The following is a 21780-nucleotide window of genomic DNA, read 5'->3' as shown; positions in this document are numbered from 1 at the left end:
AATTACTCCATAGGCAATCGGTGTGAAATTGAATCGCAGATAAGAGCTCCAATGATAGTCTTTGCGTCCTCGATTTTGCCATCGAGAACAGCGTCTACCAGCTCAGATAGTGGAACAAGATCCACGTTTATAAATTCGTCGGCATCTGGGTCTGATCCCTCAAAGGTCAACTCAGTTGCCATATAGAGGTGAATAAGCTCGTCAGTAAATCCATCGGAAGTGGCGGTAGTGGTGAGAAAAGCCATCTTTCCCGCCTTCATTCCGGTCTCTTCCAGCAACTCACGGTGAGCGCAATCAAGAGGATCCTCGCCTGGATCAAGCTTTCCTGCAGGCAGCTCAACTGTTACGCGACCAAGCGCAGTTCGGTACTGACGAACCAGACAAATTCTACCCTCATCAGTCAATGCAACAATAGCCACAGCACCGGGATGACGCACAACATCACGAAGAGCAGTGCGTCCATCAGGAAGAGAGACGCGCAGACGATTCACGTCAAAAATGCGACCAACCCAAACGGTATCTTCAGAGAGTGGCTTCTCTTCTAGAGAAGCATCACGCGCATCCTCTGTACCTGCAACAAAGCTGCGCTTTTGTGGCTCCCCAGAATGATGGTAGGCAGCATCGGCCACAGCAACACGCTCACCGTCGTAGGTAAGCGAATCAACTGCCGAGTGCAAATCATTGCGAGCAGAATCAAATACCTCAGGAGTTACCTGCATGTCAGCGTCGAGAATCTCTGGCTCAGCAGACTGCATATCATCAAACACATCACTTAGCTGCGCGTTATTGTGACCTTTGTCCCATACGCCATCCTGTACGTTGGTTTTCTCGTCATTTTGATTTGCCATAAGCGCTAACCTAACTATTTTTCTGGACGACCTTGAAGAGCCTTAAGTCCAATATCGTGCCTGAGCTGCTTGCCTTCAAAGTTGATAAGGTCGCAAGCCTCATATGCACGAGCGCGAGCTTCCTCAAAGGTTGGTGCAAGCGCAGTGACGTTGAGCACGCGGCCGCCTGCTGTGACAATCTTTCCGTCATCGATCTGAGCAGTTCCGGCGTGATACACAGAAACACCCTCAAGCTGCTGAGCGGCCTCAATACCGGTAATCTCCTTGCCCTTCTCGTAAGAACCAGGATATCCGGCGCTTGCCAGAACAACAGAAACAGCCACTGTATCAGACCAGGAAACCTGCTGATGACGGAGGGTACCGTTATCGCAAGCCATCAAAATTGAAACCAAATCGCCCTGGAGGCGAGGCAGTACAACCTGAGTTTCTGGATCGCCAAAGCGAGCGTTAAATTCAAGAACCTTAGGGCCGTCTTTGGTCAGCATAAATCCGCCGTAAAGGCAACCAGAATAGTTGATGCCCTCTTTTTTGAGCTGGTCAACAACGCGCTGCTCAATGGCAATCATCTGGGAAAGTTCTTCATTGGTCACAAAAGGAACAGGAGAATAGACGCCCATTCCACCGGTGTTAGGTCCCTTATCGTCGTCGTAAGCGCGCTTGTGATCCTGGGCTGTTGCCAGCGGAACAACATACGATCCATCAGTCAACGCAAGTAGCGAGCACTCTGGCCCCTCAAGGAACTCCTCGACAACAACGGTTGCTCCCGCATCGCCAAAGTGACCCGAGAAACACTCGCGGACGCCTTCGAGGGCCTGCTCAAGCTCAGTTGCAACAATAACACCCTTACCTGCAGCAAGACCGTCTGCCTTAACAACAACAGGTGCGCCGATATGGCGAACATATGCCTCGCAAGACGCCTGGTCTGTGAAAGACTTCCATGCAGCAGTTGGAACGTTTGCTCGCTCCATAACGCCCTTAGCAAACGCCTTTGAGCCCTCCATCTGCGCTGCATTCTGATTAGGGCCAAAGCATGCAATGCCGGCCTGGCGAACAGCGTCTGCAACGCCCACAACAAGAGGCGCTTCGGGACCAATAACTACCAGGTTAACGCCTTTTTCCTTGGCAAAAGCAACAACCTCGTCAGGGTTATTTTGATCAATAGGAGCAATCTCTGCCTGGGCAGCCATGCCACCATTGCCTGGAGCAACGTAAATTTTTCCAGCGCGCGGTGACTCCTGCAGCTTTGTCAGGAGCGCGTGCTCGCGACCGCCCGCACCAAGCAACAAAATATCAACGGTGTCATTCATAAGTACTCCAGCCTTCTGATACAACGCCTTTGGGATACAAGCAACGCCAACAGCGCCTTCTCCAAGATGTTTTTTAAACTCAGGGGAAGCAAGTCTTTCTGCAATACATTCTGCATCATATTCATTGGTTTTAAGCGGCTTTTTGAGATGCTTTTCTATGCGTTTCTCGCCACTTGAAATCACTACATACTTGAGCTCGCCACGCTTTACAAAACAAGCGCTCATAAGGCGAGAAATTCTTGCTGCTAGATCGGTAAAATCTGATGAGCGAGCCACCTCTGTACATTTTCCGCCAACCAAACGATACAAATACATATCGTTTGAGATGCGCCTATGCAAATGCTCAAGTCGAAGTCGCAACGAAAGCCTGGGGCGTTTGTCCTTGCTTTTATGAAGGACAACCTTGTTCATTGCAATGTACATTGTGGCAACTACCTCAGCAAGCTCTTGTGCATACGCGCAAGCAGCTTCAAATGAAGCTCCAGACTTTCTTGCCACACTTAAGCGCTCAAGCATGATTCCCATAGCAGTGGGCATATTTCCGCTATCTACCAGGCAAATTGAGCTTGAAATATCAGGATTGTTCTGACAAGCCTTTTTTGCCGTAAGAAGCGAGTCAGAAAATTCTGAATACACATGGAGCGAGAGGATCTTTTGAGCTCCTGACTCAATAATGCCTCGGTAAAACTCGCCCACCTGATCAGCATCTGAACTCAGAGCTCCAGGTATTACAGAAACCCCCAGGGCTTCAAGCTGGGAAGCTTCAAGCCCACAGGGGTTATCGCAAACTATTGCAAAAGTTGAGCAGTCCGAAGACGCCACGGGTTACCTCCAGTAGCGGTCGATTGTCTGCTCGCGATCTGGACCAACGGTGATGATAGAAACGCGTACACCAGCAAGTTGCTCCAGGAAGTCAATGTAGTCCTTAGCCTCACGAGGCAGCTGGTAGAAGTTACGAACGTTAGAAATGTCGCACTTCCAACCAGGAAGGGTCTCATACACAGGCTTTGCGTGATAGAAGACGCTCTGGTGCTCTGGGACGGTCTTGTAAATCTTGCCATCGCACTCATAAGCAACGCATACCTTAATCTCATCCAGGCAGCCAAGAACATCAAGCTTGGTAATTGCCAGGTCAGTGAGACCATTGATACGAGCTGCGTAGTTAACAACTACTGCGTCATACCAACCGCAGCGGCGCTTACGACCAGTAGTAACGCCATACTCATGTCCAACTTCGCCAAGAAGTTCGCCCGTCTCGTCAAAGAGCTCTGTTGGGAATGGGCCAGAGCCAACGCGTGTGAGGTATGCCTTTGCAATACCCAGGACACGGTCAATGTTGGTTGGGCCAACGCCAGAACCAGTTACTGCGCCACCAGCGGTGCAGTTAGAAGAGGTAACAAATGGATAGGTGCCGTGGTCAATATCAAGCATGGTTGCCTGAGCACCCTCAAAGAGAATGTTCTTACCAGCCTCAAGCTCTTCATTGAGGAAGAGAGAAGACTCAACAATGTAAGGACGAATGCGATCTGCATAAGGCAGGTAGGTCTCGCAAATTTGGTCAACGGTATAGGTTGGAAGGCCATACACAAGGCTCAAGATTGGATTGGTGTACTCAAGTGCAGCTTCAAGCTTCTTGCGGAAGATCTTCTCGTCAAGCATGTCCTGAATACGCAGGCCAGTGCGGTTCATCTTGTCCATATACGTTGGACCGACACCGCGCTTGGTGGTGCCGATAAGGTTCTTACCCAGCTTCTTCTCGTGGACGCCGTCAAGATCTTTGTGATATGGCATAACAATGTGAGCGTTGCCGGAAATCTTAAGCAGATTGCAGGAAATACCCTTGCTCTCCAGCATGTCAATCTCGCCGAGAAGAACCTCTGGGTCAACAATGCAGCCATTACCAATAACTGGATAGGTGTTCTCGTACATAACGCCAGATGGAACCTGGTGAAGCGCAAGCTTTGTGTCTCCAGCAATTACCGTGTGGCCCGCATTTGCACCACCTGCGTAACGGCAAACAACGTCAAAATCTCCGGAAATGAGGTCGGTAACTTTACCCTTACCCTCGTCTCCCCACTGAGCACCAACAAGTACGGAAGCTGGCATAAGTTCTCCCCTATCGCAGCTATCTACAAACACGACCATTACATGACGGTTGCAACCTCTTTAGGGGTTGCTTCATAAGTATATCTAATACCACTCGCAAAAGCACAGAAGCGCAGAGGTTTTGTCACACATAAGAAACGATTAATGTGTAGGGTTTGCCATCGCAGCGTACTGAGCGGCTTCACTTTCTGAGTAATTATTTCCCTGGTAGATCTCAACAAACTTAGTAGATGTTGGCATAAACATAACAGGAACATCCCTCAGAGCACCTGCACGGTTCTTTGCAACAATGATGTTAGTAACGTCTTTATCAGGACGGTCATCTCGTGCGGCTTCTTCATCGCTCAGTGAGCGGTCAAGCAGCAAAACAATATCTGCATCCTGCTCGATTGCACCGGACTCACGCAGGTCAGAAAGCTGTGGACGCTTGCCATTTCTGTTCTCAAGCGTACGGTTGAGCTGAGAAAGTGCAATAACAGGCGCCTTGAGGTCTTTAGCCATAATCTTAATGCCACGAGACATCTCAGAAACCTCAGTTGCACGACTGTCTGCACGGCCCTTCTCGGCTGGTGGAGAAAGCAGCTGGAGGTAGTCGATGATAATGACGCCCTTCTCGGCCTTATTAAGCATTCTGCGGGCTTTTGCGCGGATTTCTGTGACTGTTGTGCCCGGAGTATCGTCAACGATGATTTTAAGGCGAGAAATGCGCTCTGCTGCCTCCAGAAGGGTGGGCCACTGCTCATTTCTGATGTTGGAAGAACGGATGGTCTGCAAATCAACCTTTGATTCAGAAGCCAACAGCCTCTGCGCAATCTCAATCTTGCTCATCTCAAGCGAGAAGAGCGCAACAGTTGCACCGGAAACTGCAGCGTTATAAGCCATGCTGAGAGCAAAAGAAGTCTTACCAACACCAGGACGAGCGCCGATAACAACCATCTGACCAGGACGAAGACCTTGGAAGAGGTTATCTAGGGTTGCAAATCCAGTTTGGACACCCAACTCCGACGCATCTTTACCAGCATTTTGCTGAAGCTCTTCAAAGAGATCAGTCATGATGTCTTCAATGCCCTGCTCAGACTGCTGAACATCTCTGTTGGTTACATCAAAAATGAGCTTCTCTGCCTGGTCAACTACTTCTTTTGTATCTTCTGGAGCGTTGTAGGCAAGCGCAGAAATCTTTGCAGAAGCACTAATCATCTTTCTGAGCGTAGTATCACGGTGCAGCATAACGGCGTGGTTTTCCCAACCAACCATAGCAAGTGGGTTGTTTCCAAGCTCTGCTAAACGGACAGCTCCTCCAGCGCGCTCAAACTTGCCGTTACTCTTAAGGTGGTCTGCAAGCGAAATGACATCTACTGGCTTGTTATTGTCAAACAGAGACTTAATTGCCTCAAAAATAATTTGATTGGATGGAATATAGAAATCCTCGGAAGAAAGCCTAATGAGGCACTCTCCTCTGATTTCTTCCGAAAGAATCATTGCAGAAAGAATGGAAAACTCGGCATCAGAATCTTGTGGCATAGAGGCGTTCTCTAGGGCCGTCAATTGCGTAGGATTCATCTCAAACGAGTCTTGTGCCATCGTCTTTTCCAATCATGTTTTTTGGGAATGAATCTGAATAGTAGTGTACTTTTCAAAAAAATAAAGAGTCATTTTGGCTTGCAAAATTCGAAAAGTTAAGTCTTCAACACAATTTTCCAAAACTCGCATACCCTGAGCGGGATTTCCTTGAGTTTTCAACGTTTTCAACATTTTTTAGACTTTTTTCGACACGTGGTATTTTCTACACAATTGCTTATCTGCATTTATACAAATCAAATTACAATTCCGCAGGTTAAGTGAATATGTTTTACATAACATTTTGAATAACCGCAGGTAGAGTATAAGAAAATATACCGTTCTGTCTACACATAAAAAGACCACCCCTTTGTTATGTTTCACAAAGGGGTGGTTCGAACAAACATTCCATTCTTTTAAGATGGCCTTGCTTTTTCTAAAAGCTTACAAATCTGTAGAAAACTGCAGAAATTGTATAAACCACCAAAAAATGCAGGAGAACAGTGTTTTATGCATGCATAAAACTACTCTGCGGACTCAACCTCAACCTCGACGGTTGCCTCAGCGGCGACCTCCTCGGTCTCCTCCTCTGCAGGAGCAGCATCGTCCTCGCCAACAAGAACAACGACGGTAGCGGTGATGTCACGGTAAAGCTCAATGGTGACATTGTGGCGACCAGCGGTCTTGATAGCAGCGCTACGAGCAATGCGCTTACGATCAACGGTGACGTTGAGCTGTGCCTCGATTGCGTCAGCAATCTGAGCGGTGGTGACGGAGCCAAAGAGCTGGCCCTCCTCGCCAATGCGAGCGTCAACAGTTACGAGCTTGCCATCAAGAGCTGCCTTGGTAGCATTTGCGTCAGCAATACGCTGCTCTTCGCGCTTAGCGATATTGTGACGACGCTCCTCAAGCTGCTTGATGTTACCCGGTGTAGCAGGCTGGGCAATCTTGTTGGGGAACAGGAAGTTCTCCGCGTAACCCTGTGCGACCTCTACGATGTCGCCTTCGCCGCCCTTACCGCGAAGCTCGCCCAAGAGAATAACTTTCATGGGAAACTCCTTTGATGAGTCGATGGTATCGACTAGTTGTTGTTTATCGTGGACTCTGAATCCTGGCTTCCTAAGCGATTAAGCTTTCGGAAGTTTGCCCAGGCGTCAATAAGTCCTACGAGAGCCATAACGCCTAACTGAACTTCTAACATGCCTGCCAATACAAACAGTGACAGAGAAAGTGCTGGCGAGAAGTGCTTCTCGCGCACAAACCATGTGAGCACCGCAAGGCCCTGAAGAGCAAACACAACCCTAAGAGCCATAAACACATTCAACGTAATAAGCTGAAGTATGTCTTGTGCAGGCAAAATGGTGCTTGAGAGTGCATATACAAACAAGTTGGCCACGGTAAGAACACACATCCAAAATGGAACGTCCATCAGTTGGAACTGTGGTAATTTCTGTGGGTCTCTTGTCAGTGCTTTATACACTGTTCGAGCTCCAAAACGCGCAATTACAAAATATAAAAGCGCCATGCCGGTATAGCTGGTTGGCCAAAAGAGCATAAAGAGTGCCTTTGCTGTTGAAAGACCTTCTTGGATCTCTGGAGAAGCACCTGAGACCTGCGAGGCGTATTGATTAAATACGTTCTGAGCAAGCTCGGGAAGAGTTGTTCCTGCCATTGCGGCAAAGAACGCGTCGTATCCCAGAAGTGCCAAAGCCGTTGCTCCTACAAGAAGAGATCCAACACCAACGGTGAGTTTCTCTGTTGCAAAAGCGTAGCCAACTCCAAGAGCAAGTGCACAAGCGGTAACTGAAGTAGCCGCCTCCGTTGGTCCCGAGAGCAAATAAGCTGCTACACCCGTAACAAGTACTGAAGTAATAGCAGGACCAAACCATCCGTGCCCTTTTTTGCAATAGACAGCAATTACCATGCCATACGCAACCAAAGCTGCTCCAATAAAAGAAAGGAGTCCGGTAATTACTCCGCCAACAACGCAAAGAACAAAGCCTTGCTTGTAGGTTGGAGCTTCAAACGGACGCGGCTTGCCTCCGTTTTGGTTGCTTGGACCAGTAAAATTCTGTGGGCTACTCTCTGGGCGAGAATACCCTTCAGGTGCCTGAGGAATATTTGAATCCGGTCTATCCATTGCTAACCAACTCTACCTGAAGAACAGATAGGTTATCCGCGACTACGGCCACCGCGGCTGGAAACCACAGGGACAGTGTAGGGCAGAAGTGCCATCTCGCGTGCGCGCTTGATAGCAAGTGCAATGTCGTGCTGGTGCTGCGTGCAGGTGCCAGTGACGCGACGAGGCTTAATCTTGCCACGGTCGGTCATGTACTTACGAAGAAGCTGAGTATCTTTGTAATCGATGAACTCAGTCTCCTCCTTGCAGAACTGGCAATACTTGCGACGCGGCTGGCGCTGGAAATCTTGTTTCTGCTGAGCCATGTCTTTTACCTTTCAGATGACAGTAACGTCTGTGTTGCTGTCTGACGTTTAAAACGGAATATCAGCATCGTAGAACTCCTCGTCTGGCGGAGCCGGAACGGGAGCGGGTGCCTGTGGAGTTGGAGTTGCATAAGATGGTGCACCCTGTGACATAGGGGCTCCACCCTGCTGATTCCTAGAAAGGAACTCGACCTCATCAACAACAACTTCAAGCTTGCTGCGACGCTGTCCTTCCTTCGTCTCCCAGGAGCTGAAACGAAGTTTGCCTTCAATAGCAACCTTCGAACCCTTGGAGAGGAAGCGGGAAAGTGCTTCAGCACGCTGTCCAAATACTACGCAGTCAACGAAATTGGGAACATCTTCCCACTCACCGGTCTGCTGGTTCCTGCGACGATCGTTAACCGCAACGCCGAAGGATAGAATCTGGGTACCGCCTGCTGTGGAGCGAAGCTCCGGGTCACGGGTCAGGTTGCCCGAAATGTTAACCCTGTTAATACTCATAAATCTCACTACCTCTCATCGTGGAATAATTCCACTTTTCCATTACAAGGACTTAGTCCTTATCGACTCGACGCACGATCATGTGACGCTTAACAGCATCATTAATTCGCAGGACTCGATCGAGCTCTGCAATCTGCGTTGGATCTGCATGGAAATTGATGAGGGTATAGTCACCCTCGGTAAGATCGTCGATCTCAAAAGCAAGCTTACGCTTACCCCAATCCTCGACGCTGTCGACTACTCCGCCGTCAGTGGTGATAGCAACGTCAATACGCTTCATTACACCAGCGCGGACTTCCTCGGTGGAAGCCGGGTCAACAAAAAACAGCAGTTCATAGGCCTTCATATTGTCACCTCCTCTGGGCTAATGGCTTCGGGAAGTGAAGGTGCACCCGAAGCAGGAAAGTTCGACCAAGCATCATACCACATAAATGCTCAAATACGAAACTGACCCACAAACTTTCTCACATGCAGTCCACATATAAAGCTTAAATTGGCAATTTGTCAGTAATTTGCCTCTAGTCTTGCAACTATCTGACGCGAATCTTTTCAAGGCATGGTCACTCGCTCAATTTTAAAAACATGGGATTGAAAAAGAAAAACGACCATCACACAATCTGCATGATGGCCGTCTCTTTTATAGGTGCTCTACTCTACTGAGCTGCAGGTCCCTCAGGATTCTGAGTTGGTGCGTCTGCTGGAGCAGCTGGTGCCTCAGGAGCCTCTGGAGTTGTTGGGATAATTGGCTCAACAACAACAGTTGAAGCAGGTGCAGGCTCTGGAGCTGCGGGAGCGACAGGAGCCTCTGGAGCTACAGGCGCTGCTGGCGCAACAGGTGCGACTGGTGCCGCAGGTGCAACAGGTGCTGCAGGTGCTGCAGGTGCTGCTGGAGCAGCAGGAGCCACTGGTGCAGCAGGTGCCGCAGGAGCAACAGGTGCAGCAGGTGCAGCAGGTGCAGCAGGAGACACTGGTGCAGCAGGTGCTACTGGAGCCGCAACAGGCTCAACTGGAGCTGCAACAGGGGTTGCAGGTACAACTGGAGCTGGAGCAGCAACTGGTGCAGCAGGTGCTGCAGGTGCTGCTGGAGCTGGGGTTGCTACTGGAGCTGGGGTTGCTACTGGTGCTGCAACAGGAACAGCAACAGGTGCTACTGCAGGAGCAACGGTTGCTGCTGGTGCGGTAGGAGCAACTGGTGCTGGAGCTGCATACGTAGCAGCTGCGCCATCACGAGGATCGTTAATGAATGGTGGCAGTGGATCGTTGCTCTGTCCCCATGCAGCAACGTTGAACTGACGCATCCAAAGAGCAATTGCGTTCTGCATAAGAAGCATAACGATAAGACCAACAACGTTACCAATATAGCCAATAATCAGGAAAATTGGTCCCATCTGAATGACGCCACGTGCAAGCAGGGCAAGCATGATAAGACCCACCTGGCTCTGGTCGGTAACGTTCTGAGTTCTTGCAATGGTTAAAGCCTGAGTGCCAATGTTAACAATCATGCTAATTGCAGCGCTACCGCCGATGATGCCCATAATAAGTGAGGTAGCAATGCCAAGCACAATGCCCATACCAAAGATACGGAACAGACCGCCCATGTCATGCTTGATCATCTCAAAGATGTTCTTAAAAGCAAAACCTGCAGAGATGCGACCATAAACTGATGCGCGAACCTGAATAACATTGATGCACAGTGGATAAACAAATGCTGCAACAATAAAGACTGGGATAAGAATCAGATTGATAACTGGAATGAAAGAAAGAATTCCAGTAGCAATGCTGTATGCCAGACCAAATGCAAGTGCAATAACAACTGCCTTGAAGCCGGTAACAATATAGGTACCAAACTTAAGGTCTTTCTGCTTTGGACCAGCGTTGATGCCCCATGCAGTTACGCGTGCAGTCTCAAGTGCATAGCCAACAAGTGCAAGAATTCCGACAACTGGAATAAGACCAAACAGAGCCATAATAAGGACAGGCTTCCACCAACCCTTTTCCAAAGTCAGAAGTGCCCAGGAGCGTGCAAAGTAGCGATCGCGCCTGTAGCCATTCAACTCATCTGCTGAAACAGCCATTTAACTCTCCCCTCGTGTCAAAAAAGATGACATCGAATTACAAAGCCTAAACATTCTATATAAAATCGAAAAATAAATATATCTTTATTGGTAACAATTAATCAAATGAAAATGTTAAATGGCGGAGGAGGAGGGATTCGAACCCTCGTACCCCTAGAAGGGGTAAACGGTTTTCGAGACCGCCGCATTCAACCACTCTGCCACCCCTCCGAAGGGTGAAACGGCGCCCGTAGGCGCCGTGAAAATTCTGGCGGAGAGTCAGGGATTTGAACCCTGGAGACGCTTTAGACGCCTACACGATTTCCAATCGTGCTCCTTCGGCCACTCGGACAACTCTCCATATAAAACCGCACGGGACAGTATAGCGGATTTCTTACCAATATAGGGCGAGAAGTTCTGTGTATTTTTAATACTTGTGTAGTATTGTCATACTAATAAAAACAAAAACACCAGTAGGAGGTATGGATGCCATCGTTTTTCTCGCCATATGGCACAGATGCAATTTCTGTGGGCATCCCCTACTGGCTAGACCTTCTAACGGTAATTATTGGTGCAATCTCGGGAATTTTGGTTGCAAGAGATCGTCACTTAGACCTTGTGGGCTTTGTGGGTCTTGGTCTTTTGGGTGGTCTGGGCGGCGGGCTTATCAGGGACGTCATGATGCAAGAAGGTGGCGTCTATATGCTCAACTCGCCCTACGCCATTCCGGCTGCCGTTTTTACCGCTGTCTTGCTGTTTATGTTCCCTGAGCCGCTTGATAGATTCCCTCGCATGCTTGAGTGGACCGACATTATTTCCGTTGGCCTCTTTGCTGTCGTTGGTACCGATAAAGCCCTGGTATATCACCTGCTTCCTTTCTCGGTCATTCTGATGGGAAGCATTACGGGCGTTGGTGGCGGTATGCTTCGCGATGTATTTCTTGGCGATATACCTCGTATTTTCCAACGAAGCAATCTCTACGCGTTTTGCGCAGTTGCTGGCGCCACCTCATATTGGGCACTTGTTTCCTACGCTGGAGTCACCAAAATCTGGGCAGCCGTTGTCTGCGTTGCAGTTACCGTTGGCCTGAGGCGTTGGTCGCTCAAATACAACGTGCTTTCTCCGGCCGACGTTGACCTTACGCCGCACGTAATGCGCAGTGTTAACAAGCTTCGTCACAAAGCTCAGAAGCCAGGTAAGCAGCCTGAGCAGAACACCCCATCAAAGTAGCATCCAGCCACAATCGGACGGTTTTGGATGTTTTTGGGCGGTTCTGGGCGGTTTTGCATCGCCATCACATGCCGTTTAACAGCACTTTATTTAAAATCTGTCTAAAACAAAACTGGCGAGAAACCCTTGCAGCTGCAAGTTCTTCTCGCCAGATTGGCTATCTGTAAACGACGCTGTTACTTCTTGACCATGCCGTTGCGGACTGCCCACTTACGGCGCTCAGTCTCGGAAAGAATACGCTTACGCATGCGGATGTTTTGTGGCGTGATCTCAACAAGCTCGTCGTCCATGATGTACTCCAGAGCCTCTTCCAGCGTAAACAGGCGTGGAGGAGTCAGCTGAACTGAAATATCTGCAGTTGAAGACCTCTGGTTGCCCAAAGACTTGGTGCGTGCAATGTTAACAACCATGTCACCTGGCCTTGAACGCTCGCCAACCAGCATGCCTTCGTAGCACTCAACGCCTGGAGAAACAAAGAGCTGGCCGCGCTCCTGAAGCGTACCAAGTGCGTAGGCAACAGCCTTCTCGGTGGACATGGAGATCATGGCACCGTTCTGGCGACTACCAATATCACCTGCAAAAGGACCGTACTCAAGGAAGGTGTGGTAGAAGACAGCGTCACCGTGGGTGACGTTCATGACGCGCGTCTTGAGGCCCATGATGCCGCGGGTTGGAATCTTGAACTCAAGGTGCGTCTGAGTCTCACCGGTATCCATGATGGACATGGTGCCGCCAACGTTACCAAAGACCTCAATAACCTTGCCAGCATACTCTGGGTTGCACTCAACAACAGCCTGCTCAATAGGCTCAAGCGTGTGGCCCTGAGCATCCTTCTTGAACAGAACGCGAGGACGACCAACCTGGAATTCAAAGCCCTCACGGCGCATGCTCTCCATAAGAACAGAGAGGTGGAGAATACCGCGGCCAGAAACCTCAATACCCGTCTTATCAGGAAGCTCCTCGATGCGCATGGTGACGTTATTCTCGCGCTCTGTCATCAGGCGCTCTTTAAGCTGACGGCCACCAACAATGTCTCCCTCACGGCCAACAAGTGGCGAGGTAGAAGGCTCAAAAATAATGGAAAGAGTTGGTGGATCAATCTCAATTGGATCCAGCTCAACAGGGTTCTCTGGATCAGTGTAGACGTCACCAATATCAGTGTTATCAACGCCAACGATTGCCGCAATATCACCTGCGTCAACCTCGCTGCACTCCTTACGGCCAAGGTAGTCAAAGGTGAACAGCTGCTTGACCTGGCTCATAGCGCGGGAACCGTCGTTTTTGACAACAAGAATCTTGTCGCCAGTATGAACAGTTCCGGAATAGACACGACCAATTCCAATGCGACCCAGGTAGTCGGAGTGATCGATGGTAACGCACTGCATAGCAAGAGGTCCGTCAATATCAACATCTGGAGCTGGAAGGCCGTCGATAATCATGTCGAGAAGTGGGAACATGTTGTCGTTGTCATCATTTGGATCAAGGCGAGCGTAACCGTTAACGCCAGAAGCAAAGATGACGTGCTCCATGGTGAACTCAAGCTGCTCATCAGTTGCGCCGAGGTCCATCATCAGATCAAGAGAATCGTTGACAACAGCCTCTGGACGAGCGCCGTCACGGTCAATCTTGTTGACAACCATCATGATAGAAAGGCCTGCGTCGATAGCGTGGCGCAGAACAAAGCGAGTCTGTGGCATAGGGCCCTCAGCTGCGTCAACCAGCAAAAGCGCACCGTCAGCCATCTTCAAAACACGCTCTACCTCGCCGCCGAAGTCAGCGTGGCCAGGGGTATCAATAACGTTGATTTTGACGCCCTTGTACTCAATAGAGATGTTCTTTGCCAGAATGGTAATTCCGCGCTCACGCTCCTGATCATTGGAGTCCAGAATTCTCTCTTGAACCTGCTGGTTCTCGCGGAATGCATCGGTTGCCTTAAGCATCTGGTCAACCATGGTGGTTTTACCGTGGTCAACATGGGCGATGATAGCAATATTTCTGATGTTGTCTTGACGCATAAGTCTCTATCTCTCGAAGGTATGTGTTTGGACTTGCTACTTCAGGTCCAATTTTTATCAGCTTTAGAACTTTAGTGCAATTACGTGCCTAGAGCGCCCAGAAATTTCAATGAACGCAGCTTTTTCATTACAGAAGTGGCTCAAGCTCCCCTGCTGGAGCGGGATCAGACCACACAAACTGGTCGCCTTGGCCTTTTCCGTGAACTAAAGAATATGCCGAGAAACTCTTATAGCCCTTCTCGCCAAACTCAAGAAGCACGGCATCTTCGTAACCGCCCTCTTTAATTAGCTGGATAGCTCCCTCATATACAAGCGCATAGCGGACAGGCTCTTCAAGTCCTGCTTCTTTGTCGCCCTTCTGTTTGACCAGGTCAAGCACGCGCTTATGAGCACCCTCAAGCAGCTCCTCTGGACCGTCGTCAGAAAACTCATAACTTGCAACGGTGCCTGGCGCATCCTCAACCACAAGCAAAACGTTAAGTGATTGGCCATCTGCAAGCAGGTCAAACGCATCCCCAAGCAGCTCAGTTGAGAGCATATCAAGCTGGGGAGAAACTCCATCTTTGCGCTCGTCGTTTTCAGCCATGCCGCTCCTTAGCATCGTTTTTGTAACTATTGTTCTCTATGATACATCGCACAAGAAAAGAGGTCGAAAGCAAAAAGCCTTCGACCTCTTAGGTTTGTCAGATATCTGTCCAAAATCTGACAGCAAGGATGTCGCAACGGTAAAATGCCGTGCCTAAAAGCACGTGTGTTTACTCTGCCAGTGCCTCACGAATACGCGTGGTAACTCCTTCAAGCCTGTAGCACTCAACATACTGACGAAGAGGACGCTTGATGTGATCGACAACAAAGCGCTGGCCATCAATATTGAACTGAGAAAGGTTCTTGTAGAGGTGCTCAGTTGCTGCCTTGACCTCCTCATCATTGAACGCGTAATGGCCAGAAATATCAAGAATATCCAGAGACAGTTTGTGATCAGCCAGAATCTGCTCAACAGTCAGATTGACCTGGTCACCCACCATCCACTTGCGCCAACGCTCAGTCTCAATTGCCTTGACCAACAGGGTGTTTCTCAAGCCAGAGACCTCGTCTGCCTTCAGGAGACCTTCTTTAACCAGAAGATCCTCTACATCGCAAAGCTTCAAATATGCGCGAGTCTCCTCTGTTCCGTACTGTGGAGCTACGTTTGAAGCGGTGACATTTGCAGGAGTATGCTCAAGCAGCGTCACGTCATCAAGGTAGTCTGCGTTGTGCTCCTTAAGACCAACACCGTAGCTCTTGGCCATCTCAGCAAGGCTAATAGCAGCCTCAAAATCGTAGTGACCAACCTGCTCAGTAAGGCGGGTAAGCGTTCCGGTCTGTCCAACAATAAAGGTTGGCATAGGCAGACCCTTAGCGGTCAGCTCGCTCTTAAGCTGCTCAATGAAGGTGTGATACTTGTCGGTAGAGGTCAAGCCACCATTTGTTTCCTCGGTACCAACCTCATAACCAATCTCGGGAAGACCGCGAGAAACACGTTCTTTCTCGCACCACTCAATCAAATCAACCGTACGACGAAGAACCACGTCAAGCGGAATAACCTTGCCAATCTCAAAAGGATCCTTAGTTGGGTCAATCATCAGCAGGTCAAAACCATTAAGCATGTCGGCAAGATAGGACTTCTTGGCAAGCTCCATAGCCTCATCTTCTGGAAGGTGAGCGTTGCGCTCCTCGTCGCGCTGCCAAGGACCACCGTGGTCGCGGCAGAGGTAATACAGACCGTCAAAGCCAACCTTCTGAGCTGCTTCAGCAATATCTTCCGAGAAACGCTTCTGATCCCAAGAATTTACGTATCCTCCACCAAGTTCATCAAGGTCTACCTGGTTTCGAGATGCAATAAACATCAGAGGAAAATCGCAGTCTCTACCAAGTTCAAAAGCTGCCTGGAGCAGGTTGGGCGACATTGGTCCAATTCCTAACAGCGTGGCGGACTTTCCTGTGTCCTGAAGCTTAAGCAACCCTTCAACAGCTTTTTTGATTGGTAGCTTTTCCATATTTACCCCTTCCCAAGAGTGTTTCTTGGTAATAAGAAGGGCGTGGGGGTTGAATCCCTACGCCCCTCTCCTTTTAACTTCAATTTTTATGGCCTAAGACCAAAAGGTACATGCGTTTCTCGCCGTGTGTTACTTGTTGTCCTCAAGCTTTGGCTTAGTAAGAACAAGAATTGCAACACCTACTGCAACACCAATTGCCATATCAAGGGTGTAGAGGGCAATGTTGTTTGTAGCTGCAGCAACAATCATGCCACCGTGAGGAACAAAGCACTCAATACCATGCCAAGCAGCAAGGCCAGCACCAACTGCAGAACCAATCATGATTGCAGGCAGGGTGTGTGCAAGATCCTTAACAGCAAATGGAATTGCGCCCTCGGTAATGCCAATGAGTCCCATGAAGACTGCGGAGATACCCATCTGCCTATCAGTGTCGTCAAACTTGCTGCGAGCAATAAGAGATGCAACACCGCAGACCAGTGGAGGAATAGCAACTGCAACACGGAATGCGCCGTTAGGACCATAAACACCTGCGGTCATAAGAGCCATGGTAAAGGTAGAAGCAGTCTTGTTGACTGGGCCGCCCATATCAAATGCGGTCATAAGGCCAATTACAATGCCGAGTACAACTGCAGAACCACCCTGAAGGCTTGAAAGCAGGCTGGTCAGCCAATCCATGAAAGCGCCAAGTGGAGCTGCCAAAACATAGATGTAAAGCATGCCAAGGGCAAGCGAAGACAAGCTTGGGATGATCAGAATTGGCATGATGGTACGAATGGTGCTATTGACCTTCCAGCTCTTCATCCACTGGACAAGGTAGCCAGCAGCAACGCCAAGGACCATTGCGCCCAAGAAGCCAGTAGAAACCTGGACCTCACCTACAGGAACAGGATTGCTTGCCAGGTAACCAAGGACAAAGCCAGGTGCCAGAGCAGGCTTTCCGCCCAAAGAATAGGCAATGTAGGCAGCAAGGACTGGAATCATCATCTTGATGCCGGCCATACCAATAAGGTTGAGGCTCTGCATCAAAGGATTGGTGACTTCAATACCGTCTTTTCCTGCAGTTCCTGTAGCTAGCGAGAAAGCCAGGAAGACTCCGCCAACTACGACAATAGGAATAAAGTACGAAACACCAGTGTTAAACGCCTTTAGAAGGTCTTTTCCGACCTTGCCCAAAACTGAGGGACTCTTTTCCTCTGCCATGGGTTTCTCCTCTCTTCTTCCTTGCGTTATCACTTATGCGCTTGCTACTCAGCCAGCGCAACTACCTGATCAATAACCTTTGCTGGATCTGCGATAGCCAGCGAAGGATCCAACGTAAGAACACGTCCCTCATCGCGTTTCTCGTCAAAACGCTCATCGCCTTCGATGCCAATTGCAATGGCGAGAAGAACAACGTCGGCAGCGTCAACTTCGTCCTGCTCAAGCTCGTTCTCAATACCGTAACCGCCCTGAGCCTCTACCTTGAATTCATAGCCGCGACGTTCACACTCTTTTTCAATGGCCTCTTTTGCCATCCAGGTGTGAGCAATTCCAACCGTGCAAGCGCATACAGCAACGACGTTCATGGTTATGTCCTCTCGCAAAGTAAGTTGTGAGCCCCTATGCGGGGCGCACGAGCACGTCTTTTACGACGTACGTTTCCAACTCATACTTTGCATTGTTTCAATCTTTTTTAAAAGAGGATTTCGGTAAACGTCTAATCTACCTTGTGTTATGATGAATTTTGTTAAACGTTTAACCAACGTAGAATCCAGCACACTCACTAACGTTGGTATTTTGCAAGTACATTGTAAGAATTTCGGTGAAATGAGTGCCAATGTCTAAGACCACTATCATTGACCTTGCAAAATTAGCAAATGTTTCTATTGCTACTGTTTCAAATTACCTTAACGGACACTTTGAAAAGATGTCCGAAGCAACTAAGCAACGTATCAAAAAAGCAATCGAAAATACGGGATATATTCCAAGCGCTCAAGCTCAAGCCATGGTTAAAAAGAGCTCTGGAATTATTGCTGTTCTCATCCTAGACAACACTAATGCCTGGGCAGCTCAAATGACTAACGGTATTGAAGATGCAGCTCTTGAAGCTGGATATCAGACAATTATTTGCAATTCTCGTTTTGACCCCACGCTTGAAGCTGACTGGGTTGAGAAAATGCTTTCAATTGGAGCGGATGGCATGCTTATCCAGCCCACCAATCAGTTCAGAGCGGTAGATAGACGAATTGCTAAAGTTGGTAAACCCGTTGTCTACTTTGACTGCGACCTTCTTGCCCTTAATACTTCCTGGATAAAAAGTAACCTCTACGACGGCGTTTATTCAGCAGCGACGCATTGTGTTGAATGCGGATACGAAAACTTTTTAATCATTGGTGGAGAGCCAAAAGGTCGTACCAGAATTGAACGAGAATCTGGCTTCACTGATGCTTTAGAAGCCTTAAATAAACCTCATGAGCGTCTCACCATGGAGCAAAGCACGCTGTCTATCTCTGACATCACGCAATGGCTCAATAATCACATTCTTCCGTCAAAGAAAACACTGGTATTTGTGCCAAATCAATGGGCTCTTAAAAGTGTCTATAATGCCTTGCAATCCTACGAGACAGTAATTCCAAAGCAAGTTGGCCTGTTGGGATTCAATAACACCGATTGGACTGACCTGCCCGTTAAAAGCATCTCAACCATTGTCGAGCCTGTCTATGAAGAGGGCTACGCCGCTTGCAAGATGCTCCTTAAAAGAATCAAGGACCCCTCTCTTGAGCCCGATCACAAGCTGCTCACCTGCAAACTAAACTGGCTCAAATCAACCATCTAACAAAATGGCGAGAAGACCAACTGATCTTCTCGCCATACGTTACTGCTTTAACCAAAGCGCTTACAGAACGTGGACCTCATCTTTGGTGAAGTCAACAAAGGCGTGGTCACCAACGTTGTAAATCTTGTGGGTACGAGGATTGAAGTCCGTAATCTTGATGAGAGTGTCTCCTACCATAACGTGATAGTTCTGGTAGTGACCCATGAATCGAGATAGAACTACCTCACAGGCAAGTGTTCCCTCGTCAGCAAGGCGTGCGGACTCTGGACGAAGAACAATGCAGCACTCTTTTCCCTTGTCCAGGTGAGAACATCCGCTGGCCTCAAACTCATGGCCCTCAAAGCGGCAAAGTGCAGTCTCAGAATCAAGCTTGTCTGCAATGGTTGCATGCAGGAAGTTTGACTCACCAATAAAGTCTGCAACAAACTCGTCTGCTGGGTGATAGTAAACCGTCTGAGGATCGCCAACCTGGTCCACAACACCCTTTTTCATAATGATGATGTTGTCTGAAAGTGCCATTGCCTCTGACTGGTCATGTGTGACGTAGATGGCGGTAATGCCGGCCTCCTGCTGAATACGACGGATCTCATTACGCATGTCAACACGCAGCTTAGCATCGAGGTTTGAAAGAGGCTCGTCGAAGAGGAGCACGCTTGGCTCAATAACCAGAGCACGAGCTAAAGCAACACGTTGCTGCTGACCGCCAGAAAGCTGGTTGGTCATGCGCTCTTCCATGCCCTCAAGTCCAACAAGACTAAGGATATGAAGGACCTTCTCGCGAATTACGTTCTTGTCCATCTTGCGCAGCTTGAGGCCATAGGCAACGTTATCGAAGATGTTGTAGTGAGGAAGCAATGCATAGCTCTGGAATACCATTGCCGTGTCGCGCTTGTTTGGAGTGAGCTCATCAATCTGCTCATCGCCAAGAAAGATCTTTCCCTCATCAGGGCTCTCAAAACCAGCAATCATGCGCAGAATAGTGGTCTTTCCGCAGCCAGAAGGGCCAAGCAGCGTTACAAACTCGCCAGGAGCAATAGTGATGTTAGCGTCTTGAACTGCGTAGAAGTCTTTTCCAGTCTTCTGATCCTGATAAATTTTGGAAATGTGCTCAAGGCGAACGCCTTTTTTCTCTGTAGCCATGTGTTACTCCTCCTTGAGTGCTCGGCTGGTGCCAAAGTGTTTGATGGCCCAATTCATAAGCAATACCGAGCCATAGGTAATAACAATCAGAATTGTTGCAAAGGCGCAGGCCATACCATATGAACCCTTACCAGCAAACTCATTAATCTGAACGGTGATGAGCAGGAACTCTGGTGTGACCAAGAGGATAACTGCAGAAATTGCGGTGATGGAGCGGACAAACGCCGTTACCAAGCCAGACAAGAACGAATCTTTAATCAGCGGCAACGTGACGGTCATAAACACCGTAAAGCTGTCGGCGCCCATGTCGTATGCGGACTCCTCAATTGATTTATCAATCTGTCGAAGTGCCGAGATGCCCGATCGTGTTCCTGTAGGAAGCGAACGCACGACAAAGACAATGATCAGGATAAGTCCTGTGCCATACAGGCCTTGCAAAAATCCTGTGTGCATGACACCACTTGAGAAACCACGAATATAACCAACGCCCAAAACCGTACCAGGGACTGCCATAGCAAGCATGGATACAGCCTCGATAAAACCACGGCCACGGAAGCGACGTTTTACTACCAGGTAAGAAATAATCATCGAAAGCAGAGCGGTAATTGGTGCGGCAATAAGCGAGAGCATGAACGAATCGCTAAATGCTTGCAAGCCGTGATACTTGGTAAATACCTGCTCAAACCATTTAGTAGTTAGTTCGTAATTAGAGCCCCAAGAACGGACAAACGAGCCATAAGGAACGCAGAGGTACATACCAATAACAAAGAGTGCAACCAGCGCGCAAAGGATAGTGAGCGGGATGCGAACAGAGTTGTCTGTAATAAGCATCCTGGCTCGCGTTGCTTTGCCCGAGAGCGTAGACGTGCTCTTTGCTTCTAGCACAAACTTCTGAACAACAAACATAAGCAGCGTGATGGAAAGAAGAACAACAGCCATAGCCGCTGCGCCCTGCTTGTCGTATGCGCCGGTGATTTGCAGGTAGATGGTTGTTGCCAGGGTATCGTACGAACCACCAATAATCATTGGGTTAGCAAAGTCTGCGATTGACTCAATAAATGAGACGAGAAAAGCGTTGCCCAAGCCAGGCAAAATTAGAGGAAGAGTAACGCTGGTAAATACCTTCCAGCGGCTTGCGCCCATATCACGTGCTGCTTCTTCAAGAGATGGATCAATATTTTTAAGCAGACCCTTAAGCATCATGTAGCACACAGGGAAGAACGACATGGTCTGAACAATAAAAATGCCCCAGAAACCATAGATGTTGTTGTCAAAAATTCCCAAAAGACCTCGAGTAATCAGGCCTTTCTTACCAAACATCATGATCATGGAAAGCGAGAGAACAAATGGCGGAGAAACAACAGGAAGCATGGAAACCACGCGGAAAAGTCCTGTCATAAACTTTGTACGAAGCTTTACGTACACTTCAACATATGCAAAAAGAAGACCAATAAGCGCTGATAAAATGCCTACCGCAAAACCAACTCTGAGCGTATTGGTAATTGCGCGATCAAACGAAGGCAAAGCCAAGATGCGCGTAAATACATCAAAGCTAATCCCATTATCGGAGACTACAGAGTCAACCATAAGAATGGCAAGTGGATACAAAATAAATAGGGTTAAGAAGGCGATAAGAACGACAATGGTCGTTATCAAAATTGGATCGCCAAGGAGCTTTTTTCGCTCAAGTCGAGCGCTCTGGGATTTTGCCATGCTGGTCCTAACT

At 48.7% G+C, this 21780-nt stretch carries 19 protein-coding genes and 2 tRNA genes; 2 read left to right on the top strand and 19 right to left on the bottom strand.

Features of this window, described 5'->3' with window-relative positions:
- Window positions 1–2: 2 nt before the first annotated feature.
- The 12 genes from HMPREF1492_RS05330 to HMPREF1492_RS05275 all read right to left on the bottom strand — a co-directional run bounded on the left by HMPREF1492_RS05330 (window position 3) and on the right by HMPREF1492_RS05275 (window position 11178).
- The gene (locus HMPREF1492_RS05330) at window positions 3–848 is read right to left on the bottom strand and encodes an NUDIX domain-containing protein (RefSeq protein ID WP_035436664.1); all 846 of its coding nucleotides are present in this window, start codon (window positions 846–848) and stop codon (window positions 3–5) included.
- A 14-nt stretch (window positions 849–862) separates the two neighbouring features.
- Entirely contained in the window at window positions 863–2977 is a 2115-nt protein-coding gene (purD, locus tag HMPREF1492_RS07880) for a phosphoribosylamine--glycine ligase (protein WP_084054990.1), read from the bottom strand.
- 3 nt (window positions 2978–2980) lie between these two features.
- Window positions 2981–4261, bottom strand: coding sequence for an adenylosuccinate synthase (locus HMPREF1492_RS05320; RefSeq protein ID WP_035436662.1), 1281 nt, complete (start codon window positions 4259–4261; stop codon window positions 2981–2983).
- Between the two features lie 141 nt (window positions 4262–4402).
- A complete protein-coding gene (gene dnaB / locus HMPREF1492_RS05315; RefSeq protein WP_035436660.1) occupies window positions 4403–5842 on the bottom strand; it encodes a replicative DNA helicase in 1440 nt (479 codons plus the stop codon).
- Between the two features lie 500 nt (window positions 5843–6342).
- The gene (gene rplI, locus HMPREF1492_RS05310) at window positions 6343–6867 is read right to left on the bottom strand and encodes a 50S ribosomal protein L9 (RefSeq protein WP_035427096.1); all 525 of its coding nucleotides are present in this window, start codon (window positions 6865–6867) and stop codon (window positions 6343–6345) included.
- A gap of 32 nt (window positions 6868–6899) precedes the next feature.
- On the bottom strand, window positions 6900–7958 hold the full coding sequence (locus HMPREF1492_RS05305) for a DUF2232 domain-containing protein (protein WP_035436658.1): 1059 nt from the start codon (window positions 7956–7958) through the stop codon (window positions 6900–6902).
- A 32-nt stretch (window positions 7959–7990) separates the two neighbouring features.
- Window positions 7991–8263 carry a 30S ribosomal protein S18 gene (gene rpsR, locus HMPREF1492_RS05300; RefSeq protein WP_012808120.1) on the bottom strand — a complete coding sequence of 91 codons (273 nt, stop codon included), beginning with the start codon at window positions 8261–8263 and terminating at the stop codon, window positions 7991–7993.
- Window positions 8264–8311: 48 nt separating this feature from the next.
- Window positions 8312–8764 carry a single-stranded DNA-binding protein gene (locus HMPREF1492_RS05295; RefSeq protein WP_035436655.1) on the bottom strand — a complete coding sequence of 151 codons (453 nt, stop codon included), beginning with the start codon at window positions 8762–8764 and terminating at the stop codon, window positions 8312–8314.
- Window positions 8765–8816: 52 nt separating this feature from the next.
- Complete coding sequence (gene rpsF, locus HMPREF1492_RS05290) at window positions 8817–9110, bottom strand: 30S ribosomal protein S6 (protein ID WP_035427103.1); 294 nt, start codon at window positions 9108–9110, stop codon at window positions 8817–8819.
- 307 nt (window positions 9111–9417) lie between these two features.
- On the bottom strand, window positions 9418–10839 hold the full coding sequence (locus HMPREF1492_RS07825) for a DUF4013 domain-containing protein (RefSeq protein WP_051479412.1): 1422 nt from the start codon (window positions 10837–10839) through the stop codon (window positions 9418–9420).
- Between the two features lie 119 nt (window positions 10840–10958).
- Window positions 10959–11049, bottom strand: a tRNA-Ser gene (locus HMPREF1492_RS05280).
- Window positions 11050–11087: 38 nt separating this feature from the next.
- Window positions 11088–11178, bottom strand: a tRNA-Ser gene (locus HMPREF1492_RS05275).
- Between the two features lie 126 nt (window positions 11179–11304).
- Here HMPREF1492_RS05275 and HMPREF1492_RS05270 point away from each other — a divergent pair.
- A complete protein-coding gene (locus tag HMPREF1492_RS05270; protein WP_035436652.1) occupies window positions 11305–12048 on the top strand; it encodes a trimeric intracellular cation channel family protein in 744 nt (247 codons plus the stop codon).
- A 176-nt stretch (window positions 12049–12224) separates the two neighbouring features.
- On the opposite strand, the gene typA is transcribed toward HMPREF1492_RS05270, so the two are convergent.
- The 5 genes from typA to HMPREF1492_RS05245 all read right to left on the bottom strand — a co-directional run bounded on the left by typA (window position 12225) and on the right by HMPREF1492_RS05245 (window position 17664).
- Complete coding sequence (gene typA / locus HMPREF1492_RS05265; protein ID WP_035436650.1) at window positions 12225–14063, bottom strand: translational GTPase TypA; 1839 nt, start codon at window positions 14061–14063, stop codon at window positions 12225–12227.
- A gap of 127 nt (window positions 14064–14190) precedes the next feature.
- Entirely contained in the window at window positions 14191–14649 is a 459-nt protein-coding gene (locus HMPREF1492_RS05260) for a hypothetical protein (protein WP_035436648.1), read from the bottom strand.
- Between the two features lie 169 nt (window positions 14650–14818).
- Complete coding sequence (locus HMPREF1492_RS05255; protein ID WP_035436646.1) at window positions 14819–16099, bottom strand: class II D-tagatose-bisphosphate aldolase non-catalytic subunit; 1281 nt, start codon at window positions 16097–16099, stop codon at window positions 14819–14821.
- 129 nt (window positions 16100–16228) lie between these two features.
- Window positions 16229–17299 (bottom strand): PTS fructose transporter subunit IIC, encoded by a 1071-nt coding sequence (locus tag HMPREF1492_RS05250; RefSeq protein WP_049754767.1) that lies wholly within the window; start codon window positions 17297–17299, stop codon window positions 16229–16231.
- A gap of 44 nt (window positions 17300–17343) precedes the next feature.
- Window positions 17344–17664: a PTS fructose transporter subunit IIB gene (locus HMPREF1492_RS05245; RefSeq protein ID WP_035427112.1), complete on the bottom strand. Its 321-nt coding sequence runs from the start codon at window positions 17662–17664 to the stop codon at window positions 17344–17346.
- 251 nt (window positions 17665–17915) lie between these two features.
- Here HMPREF1492_RS05245 and HMPREF1492_RS05240 point away from each other — a divergent pair, with 251 nt between their 5' ends.
- Window positions 17916–18914: a LacI family DNA-binding transcriptional regulator gene (locus HMPREF1492_RS05240; RefSeq protein WP_035436644.1), complete on the top strand. Its 999-nt coding sequence runs from the start codon at window positions 17916–17918 to the stop codon at window positions 18912–18914.
- 60 nt (window positions 18915–18974) lie between these two features.
- Here the strand turns inward: HMPREF1492_RS05240 and HMPREF1492_RS05235 are convergent, their stop codons facing one another.
- Entirely contained in the window at window positions 18975–20054 is a 1080-nt protein-coding gene (locus HMPREF1492_RS05235; RefSeq protein WP_035436642.1) for an ABC transporter ATP-binding protein, read from the bottom strand.
- 3 nt (window positions 20055–20057) lie between these two features.
- Window positions 20058–21767, bottom strand: a complete 1710-nt coding sequence (locus HMPREF1492_RS05230) for an ABC transporter permease (RefSeq protein ID WP_035436640.1) — start codon at window positions 21765–21767, stop codon at window positions 20058–20060.
- Between the last annotated feature and the right edge of the window lie 13 nt (window positions 21768–21780).

The organism is Atopobium sp. BS2 (genome assembly GCF_000565075.1).
Lineage (GTDB): Bacteria > Actinomycetota > Coriobacteriia > Coriobacteriales > Atopobiaceae > Lancefieldella.
This window is presented reverse-complemented; position numbering and strand designations above follow the sequence as displayed.

Bases quoted from the DNA above. Each gene is read 5' to 3' on its own strand.
- HMPREF1492_RS05255 (WP_035436646.1), bottom strand. From the start codon at position 16,099: ATGGAAAAGCTACCAATCAAAAAAGCTGTTGAAGGGTTGCTTAAGCTT.
- rpsF (WP_035427103.1), bottom strand. From the start codon at position 9,110: ATGAAGGCCTATGAACTGCTGTTTTTTGTTGACCCGGCTTCCACCGAG.
- rpsR (WP_012808120.1), bottom strand. From the start codon at position 8,263: ATGGCTCAGCAGAAACAAGATTTCCAGCGCCAGCCGCGTCGCAAGTAT.
- HMPREF1492_RS05305 (WP_035436658.1), bottom strand. From the start codon at position 7,958: ATGGATAGACCGGATTCAAATATTCCTCAGGCACCTGAAGGGTATTCT.
- HMPREF1492_RS05245 (WP_035427112.1), bottom strand. From the start codon at position 17,664: ATGAACGTCGTTGCTGTATGCGCTTGCACGGTTGGAATTGCTCACACC.
- HMPREF1492_RS05320 (WP_035436662.1), bottom strand. From the start codon at position 4,261: ATGCCAGCTTCCGTACTTGTTGGTGCTCAGTGGGGAGACGAGGGTAAG.
- HMPREF1492_RS05230 (WP_035436640.1), bottom strand. From the start codon at position 21,767: ATGGCAAAATCCCAGAGCGCTCGACTTGAGCGAAAAAAGCTCCTTGGC.
- HMPREF1492_RS05240 (WP_035436644.1), top strand. From the start codon at position 17,916: ATGTCTAAGACCACTATCATTGACCTTGCAAAATTAGCAAATGTTTCT.
- HMPREF1492_RS05235 (WP_035436642.1), bottom strand. From the start codon at position 20,054: ATGGCTACAGAGAAAAAAGGCGTTCGCCTTGAGCACATTTCCAAAATT.
- HMPREF1492_RS05250 (WP_049754767.1), bottom strand. From the start codon at position 17,299: ATGGCAGAGGAAAAGAGTCCCTCAGTTTTGGGCAAGGTCGGAAAAGAC.
- typA (WP_035436650.1), bottom strand. From the start codon at position 14,063: ATGCGTCAAGACAACATCAGAAATATTGCTATCATCGCCCATGTTGAC.
- HMPREF1492_RS05270 (WP_035436652.1), top strand. From the start codon at position 11,305: ATGCCATCGTTTTTCTCGCCATATGGCACAGATGCAATTTCTGTGGGC.
- rplI (WP_035427096.1), bottom strand. From the start codon at position 6,867: ATGAAAGTTATTCTCTTGGGCGAGCTTCGCGGTAAGGGCGGCGAAGGC.
- dnaB (WP_035436660.1), bottom strand. From the start codon at position 5,842: ATGGCACAAGACTCGTTTGAGATGAATCCTACGCAATTGACGGCCCTA.
- HMPREF1492_RS05295 (WP_035436655.1), bottom strand. From the start codon at position 8,764: ATGAGTATTAACAGGGTTAACATTTCGGGCAACCTGACCCGTGACCCG.
- HMPREF1492_RS07825 (WP_051479412.1), bottom strand. From the start codon at position 10,839: ATGGCTGTTTCAGCAGATGAGTTGAATGGCTACAGGCGCGATCGCTAC.
- HMPREF1492_RS05260 (WP_035436648.1), bottom strand. From the start codon at position 14,649: ATGGCTGAAAACGACGAGCGCAAAGATGGAGTTTCTCCCCAGCTTGAT.
- HMPREF1492_RS05330 (WP_035436664.1), bottom strand. From the start codon at position 848: ATGGCAAATCAAAATGACGAGAAAACCAACGTACAGGATGGCGTATGG.